The following is a 13,384-nucleotide window of genomic DNA, read 5'->3' on the forward strand; positions in this document are numbered from 1 at the left end:
AGCATATGCGTGGTGACGCCGGCCGTTTTGGCGAAGTCACGCCAGCGCACCCAGCCGGCCAGTTCCGTATCGTCATTGCTGAGATAGAGCAGGCCGCAGCGGCGAAAGCCGGTGTCTTCGCCAGTCTCTGCCCCAAAGCGCTGCCACAGGTCGATGCTTCTTGTCGCCATCGGCAACTCGCGCGCGTCGCGGTTCTGCTGGCGGCACCACCCCCAGTTCCTCGAGGACTGCTCGGCGCCGACGCGGCCCTTTTCGACAAGCGCGACCTTCAGGCCGCGCCTGGCCAGATAGTAGGCCGCGAAGATGCCGACGATACCGCCGCCGATCACCACCGCGTCCGCTGTCTGTGGCAGTTCGCCGGATGTCTCGATTTTCTGCAGTGGTGCGCGCATGGTCTCTCTGCCTTGAAGCGCCAATTTAACGCGTTGCGCAGGCAGCCGCTGCCGCAGTTGCGGCCGAAGCAGAATTTTATTCCGGCAGCCGGGTCAAAATCGGGAGCCGCTGCGTTTCAAAGCGCTGTCCGCTTGGATGGACAGGTCAACGGGCTGTGGTAGTGTCAATGTCTATGAGCAAGGCAGCATTTTGTGCTGCGGCGTGTTCTGCGGAGACGACCGTGAAACTGGATCGGATCGATATCAAGATTCTGTACGAGTTGCAGAAGAACGGCCGCATCACCAACGTGGAACTGGCTGATCTGGTGCACCTGTCGCCAAGCCCGTGCCTGATGCGGGTCAAGAGACTGCAATCGGAGGGCTACATCGAGGGCTATTCCGCGCAGATCAATATCGGCAAGCTCGGCCAGACGCTGACCGTGTTCACCGAAATCACCTTGAAGAACCATCGCCAGGTGGACTTCGCCCGCTTTCTCGCCGTGGTTGAGAAGATCGACCAGGTCATCGAATGCCACCTCGTGTCGGGTGGCTACGACTATCTGATGAAGTTCGTGACCGCCGGCATCGCCGAGTACCAGACGATCATGGAACGGCTGACCGACATGGATATCGGCATCGACAAGTATTTCAGCTTCGTCGTGCTGAAGTCCCCCATCGTTAAAGCGCACATGCCGCTGCCCAGCCTGTTTCCGAGGTAGTCCGCGGCGACCGCGCCGTGCTTGTCGCCTGCAGCCCGCTACAAGGTGTCCGGCCGCAAGATCGGGTGCAGTGCTTTCAATTCGGCTTGCATCTCGGCGATCATCCAGGCGCAGATGTCGGAGACGACAGGTCGTACCGGCCTTGAGCGCGGTGCAATCAGCTGATGGATCCGGCCCGTCTTGATTTGCCTGTCCGAGGCCGGAACAAGGGTTCCCTGAAGCAATGCCCTTGAAACGTTGCTGAGCCAGCCGAGCGCCACGCCTTCCCCGTTCATCGCGGCTTGAAGCACGACCGCGTAGTCCGAGAATTCGAGCCACTTTGCCCGGCTGGTCTTACGGTCCGCCACACTGCCCCAGGCGTCCAGCCACTGCTCCTTGGCGTCGGTCAGGTGAAGCAGGGCATGACCTTCCCCGGTTCCGGCATGGATCAACCGGCCGTGGGTCGACAAATAGGATGGGCTGCACACCGGAACGATGATCTCAGGCGAGAATGCCCAGTGGTGATAGTGGGTATCGTCATCGGCCAGGATTCTCGTGGCGAGGTCGACAGTCTCGGCGGGTCCTCGCAGGACGCCCGCGATCAGTTCGAATCTCAGGTCGACGTTGGGAAACCTGGTGTTGAATGCCCCTAACCTAGGAACGAACCAATAGGTTGCCAGAGAACTCGAAAGGGAAAGGGTCACCACCGGCTTTGCAGCGCTGTTCTGCTTGATTCTCCGGATCGCCTCCGCGATGCCGTCAAATCCCTCCCGCACCGCCGAATAGAGGGCGCGTCCGTCCGGGGTCGGGGTCAACCCCGTTGGGCCTCGTGTGAAAAGGGGAACACCAAAATCGGCCTCGAGCTGGGCAATGCTGCGGCTGATCGATGGTTGGGTGACGTTGAACTCGCGCGCCGCTGCCGTGAAGCTACCCGACCGGACAGCCGCTTCGAAGACAAGCAGTCCGCGCGCGGAGGGAACGAGTTTAGCAAAACCAGCCATACGCCCAGCGTACAGGCACCCCAATAATTTACAAACTTTCTACGACCCCGGAAATGGAGAACTATAACCCTGATGAATGGGGCGGAGCAGGACGTGAAGGCAGCGGGATCTCAAGCAGGCAGCCCATCCAGCGATCCTCTGCTTCAGCCGTTTCGGCTCAAGGGTCTGACGCTGCGCAACCGTGTCGTCAGCACCAGTCATGCTTCGATGCTGGACGATGGCGGCCTGCCGCTCGAGCGCTACCAGCGCTACCACGAGGAGAAAGCGCGCGGCGGCCTGGCGATGACCATGGTGGGCGGCTCGGCGATGACGTCGCCCGACTCGAGTTGGGGCGGCGGTCAGCTGGACCTTTCGACCGATCGCATAGTGCCTCATCTCCAGTCGCTGTCGCAGCGGGTGCATCGCCACGGCGCTGCCGTCATGTGCCAGGTTTCGCACCTTGGCCGGCGCGCCACCGCCTATGCCGGGAACTGGCTGCCGCCGGTGGCGCCGTCACGCGTTCGCGAGACGCGGAACCGGAATTTTCCCAAGGAGATGGACGCCGCGGACATCGACAGGATCATCAAGGATTACGCCAGTGCCGCCAGGCGCTGCCTGGACGGCGGTCTGGATGGCGTCGAAACCGTCACCGGCGGGCATCTGATCGGTCAATTCCTCTCGCCCAGAACCAACAGGCGCACGGATGGCTTCGGCGGCTCGCTGGAAAACCGCGCGCGCTTCGGCCTGATGGTTCACGAGGCAATCCGCCGCGCGGTGGGCGACGACTTCGCCGTCGGCATGCGGTTCGTGATCGACGAGGCGGTCGAGGACGGGTCGGATTTCGAGGAATGCCTTGCCTTCGCCAGGCTGTTCGAGCGGGAAGGCCATGTCGACTTCTTCAACTGCATCTTTGGCCGCATGGACACCGACCTGTCGCTGGCTGAGCAGAACATGCCCGGCATGTTCAGCCAGAGCGCGCCGTTTCTGCCGCTGGTCGGACAGTTCAAACGGGAAACCAGGCTGCCCGTGATCCACGCCGCAGGCATTCGGGACATAGCGACGGCGCGGCATGCCATCCGCGAGAACCTCGTCGACCTGGTCGGCATGACCCGCGCGCATATTGCCGACCCCCATATCGTCAACAAGGTGATGCGCGGCGAAGAAGAACGCATTCGCCCGTGTGTCGGCGCGTCCTACTGCCTGTACAAGAAGGTGCAGTGCATTCACAACCCGGCCAGCGGCCATGAAACGATCATCAGCCATACCATCATGCGGGCCGAGACGCCGAAACGGGTGGTCGTGGTCGGCGGAGGTCCGGGCGGTATGGAAGCGGCAAGGGTCGCCGCCGAGCGCGGCCACCGGGTGAGCCTGTTTGAAGCCGGAGCGCGACTTGGTGGGCAGGTGCTCGTCGCGGCCTCGGCGTCCGACCGCAAGGATCTCATCGGCATAGTCGACTGGCGTACCGACGAACTCGTGCGGCTTGGCGTGGAAGTCCGTCTCAACACCTATGCGGACGCGGAAATCGTCCTTGCCGCAAAACCGGACACTGTCATCGTCGCCACCGGCGGCATTCCGGATATGGAACGGCTGGAGGGCGCTGAACATTGCGACAGCGTCTGGGACGTCCTGACCGGGGTCGTGCCGGCGAAGGACGACGTGCTGATCTACGACGAGACCGGACGCCAGGCCGCAATTTCCTGCGCCCTGCATCTTGCCCGCGACGGGCGCGTGGTCAGCTTGGCGATAGCGGACGACACGCTGGCGATCGAGACGCCCTATCCGGACAGGGTAAGTTTCCGCAAACGCGCCTCGGAACGCGGCATCCGCGTCGTCGGCGATGTACGCCTGGTCAAGGCAGTGCGCCAGGGCAACGGCATCGCCGCCACGTTCCGGCATGAACTCACCGGTGCGGAAACGGAAATGATGGCGGCCCAACTCATTGTCGAGCGCGGCACGGTCCCGATGGAGGATACCTACCAGGAATTGCGGGCGCGCTCAGCCAACAACGGCGTCACCGACATAGCACTGATGACGGGAACGGAAACGAAGCGGGACAATGGTCCCCAAGCTGCCGGATCGTTCGTCTTGCACCGCATTGGAGACGCAGTTGCCAGCCGGGACATCTACTCATCGATCTATGAGGCCTACCGGCTCTGCTCGCAATTGTAACAGGGTGAAAGCCGGCTGCGGCAGGCTGATTTGCCCTGACAGGAAGCATCCTAGCCCATGAAACTCGATCGGATCGACATCAAGATTCTGTACGAGCTGCAGAAGAACGGCCGCATCACAAATGTGGAGCTGGCGGAACGGGTCAATCTCTCCCCCAGCCCCTGTCTGATGCGGGTAAAGAAGCTGCATGCCGAAGGCTATATCGTGCGTTATTCGGCGCAGATCGACATCGCGAAGCTGGGGCGGACGCTCACCGTCTTCACCGAAATCACGCTCAAGAACCATCGCCAGATCGACTTCGCGCGTTTCCTTGCCGCCGTCGACAAGGTTGATGCGGCCGTCGAATGCCACCGTGTTTCCGCCCGCTACGACTATTTGATGAAATTCGTGGCCGCCGGCATCGGCGAGTACCAGGAGATCATGGAGCGGCTGAGCGACATGGATATCGGCATCGACAAGTATTTCAGCTTCGTGGTGCTGAAGTCTCCCATCGTCAAGGCGCACATGCCGCTGCCCAGCCTGTTTCCGATGTAGTCAGAGCAATTCCAGGAAAAGTGTGAAGCGGATTTCCCGGGAAAAGCGCGTAGCGCTTTCCCTAGGGAATTGCTTTAAAAACAAATAGATAGGCGGTTAGCTGTTTCCATGAAACGGCTAACCGCCCTATCGCTGGCCGAACTGGCTGACGAGTTCGGGGTCGCGGACGAGGCCATCGAGCCATGTCGGATCGAGCTTCGGCACGGAGGAGAACAGAAGCTTGGAATAGGGGTGGGTGGGCGCCTGCAGCCTGTCGGGCGTGATCTGCTCCACCCGCTCGCCATTGTACATGACCATGATCTCGTCGCAGATCGCTTCCACGACGGAGAGGTCGTGGCTGATGAAAATGTAGGAAAGGCCCAGCTCGCGCTGCAGCTCCTTGAGCAGTTCGATTACGGCGGCCGCCACCACCGTGTCGAGCGCCGAGGTGATTTCGTCGCAGATGATCAGCTTGGGTCCGGCCGCCAGGGCGCGCGCGAAGTTCACGCGCTGCTTCTGCCCGCCAGAAAGCTCCGACGGGCGACGGTAGCGCAGCGTCCTGGGCAGGCGAACCATGTCGAGCAGTTCGTCGACGCGCTTCGAGCGCGCCTGCCGGTCGAGCCCGTGATAGAAGGCCAGCGGCCGGGAAATGATGTCCTCCACGGGCTTCGCCGGATTGAGCGCGGTGTCGGCATACTGGAACACGATCTGCATCTCGCGCAGCTGGTCCTGGCTGCGTTTGCCTGCGGCGCGCTGCAATTCCTTGCCGTCGAATATGATGTCGCCGGCCGCCGCCGGATGGATGCCGGCGATGACGCGCGCCAGCGTCGATTTTCCGCAGCCGGATTCGCCGATGACGCCGAGATTGCGCCTCTTCTCTACTACCAGACTGACGGAATTGACAGCGCGGACAAGCGGTAGTCCGTCAGCCCGCACCGCACCATAGCCGGCAGTCACATTGTCGATACGCAGCAGCTCTTTCGTCCCGGCATCCGCGTCCGCATGTGCTTGCCGCGGGTTCGGCTCGAAGGCAGCCAGCAGTTCGCGCGTATAGGGGTGCTGGGCAGCCGAAAGTATCTGAGCCGTGGTGCCGGTCTCCTGCACTTCGCCGCCTTTCAGCACCACGATGCGGTCGGCGATCTGGGCGACGACCGCGAGATCATGGGAAACGTAAACGCCCGCTATCCCGCCAGCCCGCATGACCGACTTGAATGCCTTGAGCACGTCGATCTGCGTCGTCACGTCGAGTGCCGTCGTCGGCTCGTCGAAGATCATCAGCTTGGGATCGCCGATGAGCGCCATGGCCGCCGACAACCGCTGCAATTGCCCGCCCGAAACCTGGTGCGGATAACGCGCGCCGATCCCTTCCGGATCCGGCAGCGACAAGGCCCGGAACAGCTCGACCGCTCGCTTTCGCGCTTGCTCGGGCGGCATCAGGTCGTGGATGCGTGTAACCTCGATCACCTGTTCCATGATGGTGGACGAAGGGTTGAAGGAGGCGGCGGCACTTTGCGGAACATAGGCAATGTCGGTGCCGCGCAACCTTGCGCGTTGCTTTTCGGAAAGTGCCGCCATGTTCTTGCCGTTGACATTGATCTCGCCGCCGGTGATCCGGCAGCCAGGCCGCGCATAGCCCATCAGCGAGAGCGCGATCGTCGTCTTGCCGGAACCGCTCTCGCCGATCAGGGCGACGATCTCGCCATCGGCGATGTCGAGGCTGACGCCCTTGATGATTTCGACGACACGTCCGGCGTCGGTCGTCGCCTCGATCTTCAGGTTCCTGAGCTCGACGAGATTGCTCATAAGTCCCTGTCCCTGATCTTCTGCGGCAGGTTGTCGATCAGCAGGTTGACGCTGATGGTGAGGCTGGCGATCGCCAGCGAGGGAATGATGACGGCGGGGGCCGCGAAGGGCAGGCCGCCGATGTTCTCGCGCACCAGCGCGCCCCAGTCGGCGAGCGGCGGTTGCAGGCCGAGTCCAAGGAAGGACAGGCCGGAGAGTAAGAGCACGATGAAGACGAAACGCAGGCCGAAGTCGGCCAGCACCGGGCGGATGATGTTGGGCAGGATCTCGGACCCGATGAGATAGGCGGTGCTTTCGCCGCGGACGCGGGCGACGGTCATGAAGTCCATGCTGTTGATGTTGACGGCGAGCGCCCGCGCGAAACGGTAGGCGCCCGGTATATAGATGACGGCGAGCGTCAGGATCAGCGCCGGGATCGACGAGCCGACCGCGGCGACGACCACAAGGCCGAACAGCTTGCTGGGGATCGAGTTCATGGCATCGAGGAAACGGCTGAGGCAGCTGTCGAGCCAGCCGCCGGTGACGGCCGCGATCATCCCCAGCACGACGCCGGAGAAGCAAGCGATGGCGACGGCGGCGAGCGATATGCCGACGGTGTAGCGCGCGCCCATCAGCACCCGTGAGAGCATGTCGCGCCCCAGATAGTCCGAGCCGAGCCATAGGCCCTGACGCATCGGGCCGAAATAATCGTCGTCGACGATGTCGCCGATCGAATGGGGAATGATATAGGGCGCGAAGATGGCGATCAGCGTCCACGCCAGGATGACCAGCGCGGCCACGACGCCCACGAGATTGTAGCTGTGACCCAGGAAGGACCGTCGGGAAGTTGCCACGCGCGCCATCGTCACCTGAGCCTCGGGTTGGACATGATGGCGATGATGTCGGCGATCGTGATGAGCAAGAGATAGCCGAGGCAGAAGATCATTGCGCAGCTCTGGATCAGCGGCAGGTCGCGGGTCGCGACCGCATCGACCATCAGCTTGGCGATGCCGGGATAGTTGAAGATCGTCTCCACGATGATGACGCCGCCGACCAGATAGGACAAAGACAGCGCAACCGCGTTGACGATCGGCCCGAGCGCATTGGGAAGTGCGTGCTTGAGCACCATGCGACCGCGTGAGGCGCCTTTGAGAAGCGCCATCTCGACATAGGGCGTGGAGAGCGTTTCGATCACCGCGGCGCGGGTCATGCGGATCATCTGGGCGGAGATGACGAAGGTGAGCGTGATCACCGGCATGGCATAGATGCGCACGAGGTCGGTCAGCGTATGTGCCTCATTGACCGAGGACAGCGCCGGCAGCCATTTGAGATAAACAGCGAAAAGCAGGACCGCCAGCGTCGCGACCATGAACTCCGGCACCGAGATGACGCCGATCGCAAGAATGGTGACGGTGCGGTCGTAGAAGGAGCCGCGCAGCATCGCGGCGGTGATGCCCAGCGTCAGCGCCAGCGGCACCGAAAGCAGCGTGGTGATGCCGGCGAGCTCCATGGTGTTGACGAAGCGCCCGCCGATCAGCGCCGCGACCGGCATCTCATTGGCATAGGAGGTGCCGAGATCGCCGTGGAGCAGGCCGAGAAGCCAGCGCAGGAAGCGCAGGATTGCCGGATCGTTGAGATGCATGGCCTCGCGCAAGCCGGCGACGGCTTCAGGCGTAGCCGCCTGGCCGAGCAGGATCGACGCGGTGTCGCCGGGCAGCATGCTGGTGGCGAAAAACACGGCGAACAGGACGATCAGAAGTGTAACGACCGCGATCGCCAGCCGCTTCAACACGAGGTTTAAAACCCCAGACGTCATGGAAGCGCTCCTGCGGTTGCGTTCGGCCAAGCCATGTTGCGCAATTGTACCGGGGACCGGCTGTCCGGTCCCCGGCAGGCGCCTCTCAGGCTTCGAGCCAGAGATATTCCGCCATTGCGTAGCCCATCATGCCACCGAGCGGGTTCGCCTCCAAACCCTTCGCCTTGCTGGAGAGGGCATCCACGTTGGAAATGTAGGCCGGGATGATGGTGCCGGCCTCCTCGGAGATCATGGTCTGCATCTGGCCATAGATTTCCTTGCGCTTGGCCTGGTCGAGCGAGCCGCGCGCCTCGATCATCAGCTTGTCGAACTTCTCCGACTTGTACTGGCTTTCGTTCCAAGGCGCGTTGGAGGCGTAGAGCAGCGAGAACAAGATGTCCGGCGTCGGGCGTGGATTGATGTTGCCGAAATGGATCGGCGCCTTGAGCCAGTAATTGTCCCAGTAGCCGTCGGACGGGACGCGCTGGACGTCGAGCTTCATGCCGATGTCGGCGCCGGCGGCCTGGATGATCACCGCCATGTCGATCGACGAGGTCGCGGCGTCGGAGGCGATCACCGGGATGGACTGGCCGAGCAAGCCCGATTTCTGGAAGTGGAACTTGGCCTTGTCGGGGTCGAAGGCTTTCGGCTTGAGGTCGGCATTGTGGAAGATGTTCGCCGGCGAGACGGGCTGGTCGTTGCCGACTTCGCCAAGGCCGCGCAATGCCGATTTGACGATCTGCTCGCGGTTGACGAGGTATTTCATGCCGGCCACGAAGTCGGCCTTGTTGCCCGGATCCATGTCGAGCCGGATGTTGAGGTCCGTGTAGTTGCCCGAGGTCGTCTTCGACAATTCGAAGCCCTGCTGGCCGCCAATGAGCTTCATCGCGCGCGGATTGATCGAGGCGGCGAAGTTGATGTCACCGGAAAGCAGCGCGTTGACGCGGGCGCTGTCGTCGCTGATGGCGATGAATTCGAACGAGTCGAGATAGGGCTGGCCTGATTTCCAGTAGTTCTTGTTCTTGGTGACGACCGACCGCACGCCCGGTTCGAACGTCTGCAGCACGAAGGCGCCGGTGCCGTTGCCCTTGGAGAAATCGGTGGTGCCGTCCGCCACGATCATGAAGTGATGCAGCGCCAGGATGGTCGGGAGGTCAGCATTCGGATCGGCGAGCGTGATTTCCACGGTCGACTTGTCGACCGCCTTGAAGCCGGTCATCTGCGCGGCGATCTTGGCGACTTTGGAACCGACCGCCGGATCGAGATGGCGCTTCATCGAGAAGACGACGTCGTCGGCGGTGAGGGCCTTGCCGTCGTGGAAGGTGACGCCCTTGCGCAGCTTTACGGTCCAGGTCTTGGCGTCCTTGCTGTCGAAGCTTTCGGCCAGCTCCATCTGCGTGACGCCATCCTTGTCGAGGAAAGTCAGGCGGTTGTAGAGCGAACAGCAGCGGACATAGTCGGTCGACAGCGACGCCTTTGCCGGATCGAGCGTGTCGGCGGTCGACGACGACCAGCCGGCGGCCTTGAAGCTCCCGCCGGAAACCGGCGTGGCAGCGACGGCATTGGTGGCGCGGCCAAGCACCATGCTGCCCGCGGCAACCGCGGCGCCGCCGGCCAGCAGCATCTTGAGGAGTTCGCGGCGGCTCGCGCCCCGCCGAATGGCATTCTCGACCATGGCATCGTCTGCGCTGGTCCAGTTCGTGATCTTGTCGGTCATATCATTCCCCTTTCGTTTGTTTTTCCGGGTTGCTCGTCTTGCTGCGGCTTTCCGGGCTTGGGCTCAGGTTCGTTGCTTCAGGCTTTCCCGCACGGCGGCGGCAAGGGCCGCCATTGAGGTGAAGTGGTAGTCCGGCGCGGTGAAGCGCTCGGGCTCGATCGTGCCGCCATAGCCCTTCTGGGCGTGCCGGCGCTCGATCCAGCAATTGGTCATGCCAAGCGCCCGGGATATGCCGATGTCGTGGTACTGGCTTTGCGCGACGTGCAGGATGTCGTCCTTGCTGTCGCCCCGGGAGGCCACGAAATCGAAGACCTTCTGGAAGAAGGCCGGGGCCGGTTTCTCCGTGCCTGTATCGTCGGCCGTGAAGGTGGCGAAGAAGGGCGATCCGAGCTGCTTCTCGAAATGATCGAGCGCCCAGCGCCGGGCATTGGTCATGGCAATCAGCCTGTGCGACTTCGCAAGGTCCGCCAATGCCGCCGCGCTGTCGGGGAAGCCTTGCCAGACGCTGGCGGAATCCCGTAGGCGGACGCCGTATCTCTCCTCGGGCGGCAGGCCGAGCCGCGGCGCGATGACTGTGTAGACACGCACGAGATCGTCGGGAAACACGCTTGCATCGGGCATGTAGCGGGCCTGCCGGTAAAGGCTCAGCGCTTCCTCGCCATTGAGCGAAACGCCGGCCTCGGCGGCAATCCCGGCCAGGCAAGTCGTGATGCCGCCTTCGAAGTCGATCAGCGTGCCGACGACATCGAAGGTCATGTATTTGGATTCGCTAAAGCCCCTGGTCAAGACTGGGTCTCCTCTGCGCGCGGCCGAATTGCATGTGTTGAACAGAACAAAATTCCGTGCTGTCCGGGGCGTAGGCCTTTTTCGAAGGCCCGGATATCCGGGCTTCTGGCCTTGTCGTATCAACAGTCTGGCACTTCCCCCGCGCTGGATTCGCCGAAAAGGCGTGAGGGGGCGGCACAAAATTGCGAAATCGGTTGCCCGGCGATATTTCGAGACACGACATATTTCGCCCCCATCATGCCAGAGCCTGGCGGACATCGGGATCGGCCAGCGTCTGGTCGAGCGTCCGGCGCGTGCGTTCGATGATCGCGTCGATGTCGCTGTCGGTGCAGCAGAGCGGCGGTGCGTAGCCGATCACCCCGTTGGCAAAGGCACGGATGATCAGGCCATTGTCCCACGCTCTGTCGAAGACGCGCCGCGTCGGCATGGCCGACGCCGGAAGCGGTGTCTTCTTCTGCTTGTCGACCACCAGTTCGATCGCGGCAAGCATGCCGCGGCCGCGCACGTCGCCGACCAGCGGATGGTTCCTCAGACCCTCCAGGCCAGCCATCAGCCGGGCGCCGGCCTTGATGCCGTTCTCGAGAAGGCCGTCTTCGTAGAGCTTCAAAACTTCGAGCGCGACGGCGGCGCTGACGGGATGGGCGGAATAGGTGTAGCCGTGGCCGACGGCCGAGGCGCCTGCGCCATCGGCGATGACGTCGTAGACATGATCGGCCATGAACACGGCCCCCATGGGAACATAGCCCGAGGTCAGCCCCTTCGCGGTCGTCATGAAATCGGGAACGATGTCCTCATCGGCGCAGGCGAACAAGGGTCCCGTGCGGCCGAAGCCGGTGATGACCTCGTCGGCGATGAACAGGATGCCGTGCTCCCGGCAGAGCTCGCGCATAGCCTTGATCCAGCCTTTCGGTGGCACGATGACGCCGCCCGAGCCCTGGATCGGCTCGGCATAGAAGGCGGCGACCCGTTCCGCCCCGATCTCCTCGATCTTGGCCTTCAGCGCGGCGAGCGATGCGGCGATGATCGCGTTGCCGTCCTCGCCCACCGGGTTGCGATAGGGATAGGGGGAGGGGATCTTGTGCTGCCATTCGAAGGGAATGCCAAAACCGGCGTGAAAGGCGGGCAGTGCGGTCAGGCCCGCGCCGACCACCGACGACCCGTGATAACCCTGCTCGATGGAAATGAACTGGTCGCGCGTTGGCTCGCCCCTGGCATTCCAGTAATAGCGGACGAAACGGATCGTGCTGTCGACCGCGTCCGACCCGCCAAGCGTGAAAAAGACGTGATTGAGGTCACCTGGCGCGCGCTCAGCCAGTTCCGAGGCGAGGCGGATGGCCGGCTCAGAGCCGAGGTCGAAATAGGCGGTGGCGTAGGGAAGCTCGCGCATCTGCCGGGCCGCCGCCTCGACGATGCTGTCATGGCCGTAGCCGGCGTTGACGCACCACAACCCCGCGAAGCCGTCGAGAAGTTGCCGGCCGGACGCATCGGTCACGGTCGCCCCCCTCGCCGATTTCAAGACGCGCACGCCTTGCGCCTCATGACCACGGTATGAAGAGACCGGGTGGATAAGATGGGCGCGATCGAGTTCGATCAGGGAATTGGCGAGCATTGTTGTCCTCCGGACTAGCCCAGCGCCTGGTTGGCGAGGGCGTAAACTTTCGGTCTGGCCTGTTCCATGTTCGTCTTGGGTGGACGGTCCATGGCCACGCCGCCGCCGACATGGGCGAGGCCGATTTCCTCGAGCCAGCCGGCGATGCCGGTCCCGCTGCCGGTATCGACGCGCAGGAAGGCGCCGGGACGCGGCGCGGCGAAGAAGCCGATCAGGGCCTTAGCCTCGTCGGTGCTTCCCGCGATGACCGGACCGATCACCTCGCCGCGTCCGAACGGGCGGATCGCGGCATAGGCCTCGATGGCGCCGTTACGGCGGATGACCGCGAATTGGCCGCGCTCCGCCAGCGCATCGATCAGAGCTTCACGGTCGGCGCCGTAGGCATCGCGGTCCAGCGCCTTGATCTCCGCGAGGTCGGCGGTGCCCGCCGCTTCCACGCCGCCGGGCGCACCAAGCTCGGCAACGCTGCCCTGATGTTGCCGGATCGTACCGGACGGCACGAAGCCGAGTTTTTCATAGAGCGGCATGCCGTCCGCTGTCGCGACGAGCCGCAGCGGACGGTCGCCGGCAAGTGCGAAGGCTTGATCCATCAGCCGGCGCCCAAGCCCCTTGCCCCGCACATTCCTGTCGACGATCACCATGTTGATCATGGCGCAATCCATGCCATAGGGCGTCACCAGGATGGTTCCGGTGACACGGCCCTGATCGTCGAGCGCGACCGCACCGTTCGAGAGCTGCAGCGCCATCTGCCAGTCCTGCGGCCGATGCGGCCAATTCTCCTGGCGCGAAAGCACCACCGCTCCCTCAATATGGTCCGGCCCGAAGGCCTGGAGTTCGATCTCGCCCTGCTGCATGAGGCATCCTTCCGTCTAGTGCCCAAGTCTCGGCCATCGGCGCGCCGCAGATCATCTGAAGGCATTGGCTTCGGCGGTATCTTTCGCCGTAGCGCAAGCGGTGCGCCGCA

Annotated in this window: 12 protein-coding genes; 3 read left to right on the forward strand and 9 right to left on the reverse strand. The window is 63.1% G+C overall.

Annotated features, from left to right (window positions below; all coding sequences use genetic code 11):
- On the reverse strand, positions 1 to 392 hold a 392-nt coding region (locus tag EOC06_RS17930; protein WP_164898637.1), incomplete at its 3' end, for an FAD-binding oxidoreductase.
- A 221-nt stretch (positions 393 to 613) separates the two neighbouring features.
- Between EOC06_RS17930 and EOC06_RS17935 the strand changes: the two genes are divergently transcribed.
- Positions 614 to 1,090 (forward strand): Lrp/AsnC family transcriptional regulator, encoded by a 477-nt coding sequence (locus tag EOC06_RS17935; RefSeq protein WP_127327820.1) that lies wholly within the window; start codon positions 614 to 616, stop codon positions 1,088 to 1,090.
- A 38-nt stretch (positions 1,091 to 1,128) separates the two neighbouring features.
- Here the strand turns inward: EOC06_RS17935 and EOC06_RS17940 are convergent, their stop codons facing one another.
- Positions 1,129 to 2,070, reverse strand: a complete 942-nt coding sequence (locus EOC06_RS17940) for a LysR family transcriptional regulator (protein ID WP_127327819.1) — start codon at positions 2,068 to 2,070, stop codon at positions 1,129 to 1,131.
- Positions 2,071 to 2,142: 72 nt separating this feature from the next.
- Here EOC06_RS17940 and EOC06_RS17945 point away from each other — a divergent pair, with 72 nt between their 5' ends.
- Both EOC06_RS17945 and EOC06_RS17950 read left to right on the forward strand, forming a co-directional pair.
- Positions 2,143 to 4,218 carry an NADH:flavin oxidoreductase gene (locus tag EOC06_RS17945; RefSeq protein WP_128308401.1) on the forward strand — a complete coding sequence of 692 codons (2,076 nt, stop codon included), beginning with the start codon at positions 2,143 to 2,145 and terminating at the stop codon, positions 4,216 to 4,218.
- Between the two features lie 57 nt (positions 4,219 to 4,275).
- A complete protein-coding gene (locus EOC06_RS17950) occupies positions 4,276 to 4,752 on the forward strand; it encodes an Lrp/AsnC family transcriptional regulator (protein WP_128308402.1) in 477 nt (158 codons plus the stop codon).
- A 126-nt stretch (positions 4,753 to 4,878) separates the two neighbouring features.
- On the opposite strand, the gene EOC06_RS17955 is transcribed toward EOC06_RS17950, so the two are convergent.
- From EOC06_RS17955 to EOC06_RS17985, 7 genes are all read right to left on the reverse strand, one after another.
- Entirely contained in the window at positions 4,879 to 6,534 is a 1,656-nt protein-coding gene (locus EOC06_RS17955) for an ABC transporter ATP-binding protein (protein ID WP_128308403.1), read from the reverse strand.
- A complete protein-coding gene (locus EOC06_RS17960) occupies positions 6,531 to 7,376 on the reverse strand; it encodes an ABC transporter permease (RefSeq protein WP_127327817.1) in 846 nt (281 codons plus the stop codon). Before EOC06_RS17960 ends, EOC06_RS17955 begins: the two co-directional genes overlap by 4 nt.
- A 2-nt stretch (positions 7,377 to 7,378) precedes the next feature.
- The gene (locus EOC06_RS17965; RefSeq protein ID WP_127327816.1) at positions 7,379 to 8,329 is read right to left on the reverse strand and encodes an ABC transporter permease; all 951 of its coding nucleotides are present in this window, start codon (positions 8,327 to 8,329) and stop codon (positions 7,379 to 7,381) included.
- Positions 8,330 to 8,414: 85 nt separating this feature from the next.
- Positions 8,415 to 10,025: an ABC transporter substrate-binding protein gene (locus EOC06_RS17970; protein WP_127327815.1), complete on the reverse strand. Its 1,611-nt coding sequence runs from the start codon at positions 10,023 to 10,025 to the stop codon at positions 8,415 to 8,417.
- 63 nt (positions 10,026 to 10,088) lie between these two features.
- Positions 10,089 to 10,811: an HAD-IA family hydrolase gene (locus tag EOC06_RS17975; RefSeq protein WP_128308404.1), complete on the reverse strand. Its 723-nt coding sequence runs from the start codon at positions 10,809 to 10,811 to the stop codon at positions 10,089 to 10,091.
- 235 nt (positions 10,812 to 11,046) lie between these two features.
- Entirely contained in the window at positions 11,047 to 12,420 is a 1,374-nt protein-coding gene (locus EOC06_RS17980; protein ID WP_127327813.1) for an aspartate aminotransferase family protein, read from the reverse strand.
- 14 nt (positions 12,421 to 12,434) lie between these two features.
- A complete protein-coding gene (locus tag EOC06_RS17985) occupies positions 12,435 to 13,274 on the reverse strand; it encodes a GNAT family N-acetyltransferase (RefSeq protein WP_127327812.1) in 840 nt (279 codons plus the stop codon).
- Between the last annotated feature and the right edge of the window lie 110 nt (positions 13,275 to 13,384).

It is taken from the genome of Mesorhizobium sp. M7A.F.Ca.MR.362.00.0.0 (assembly GCF_004023175.1).
Classification (GTDB): Bacteria; Pseudomonadota; Alphaproteobacteria; order Rhizobiales; family Rhizobiaceae; genus Mesorhizobium.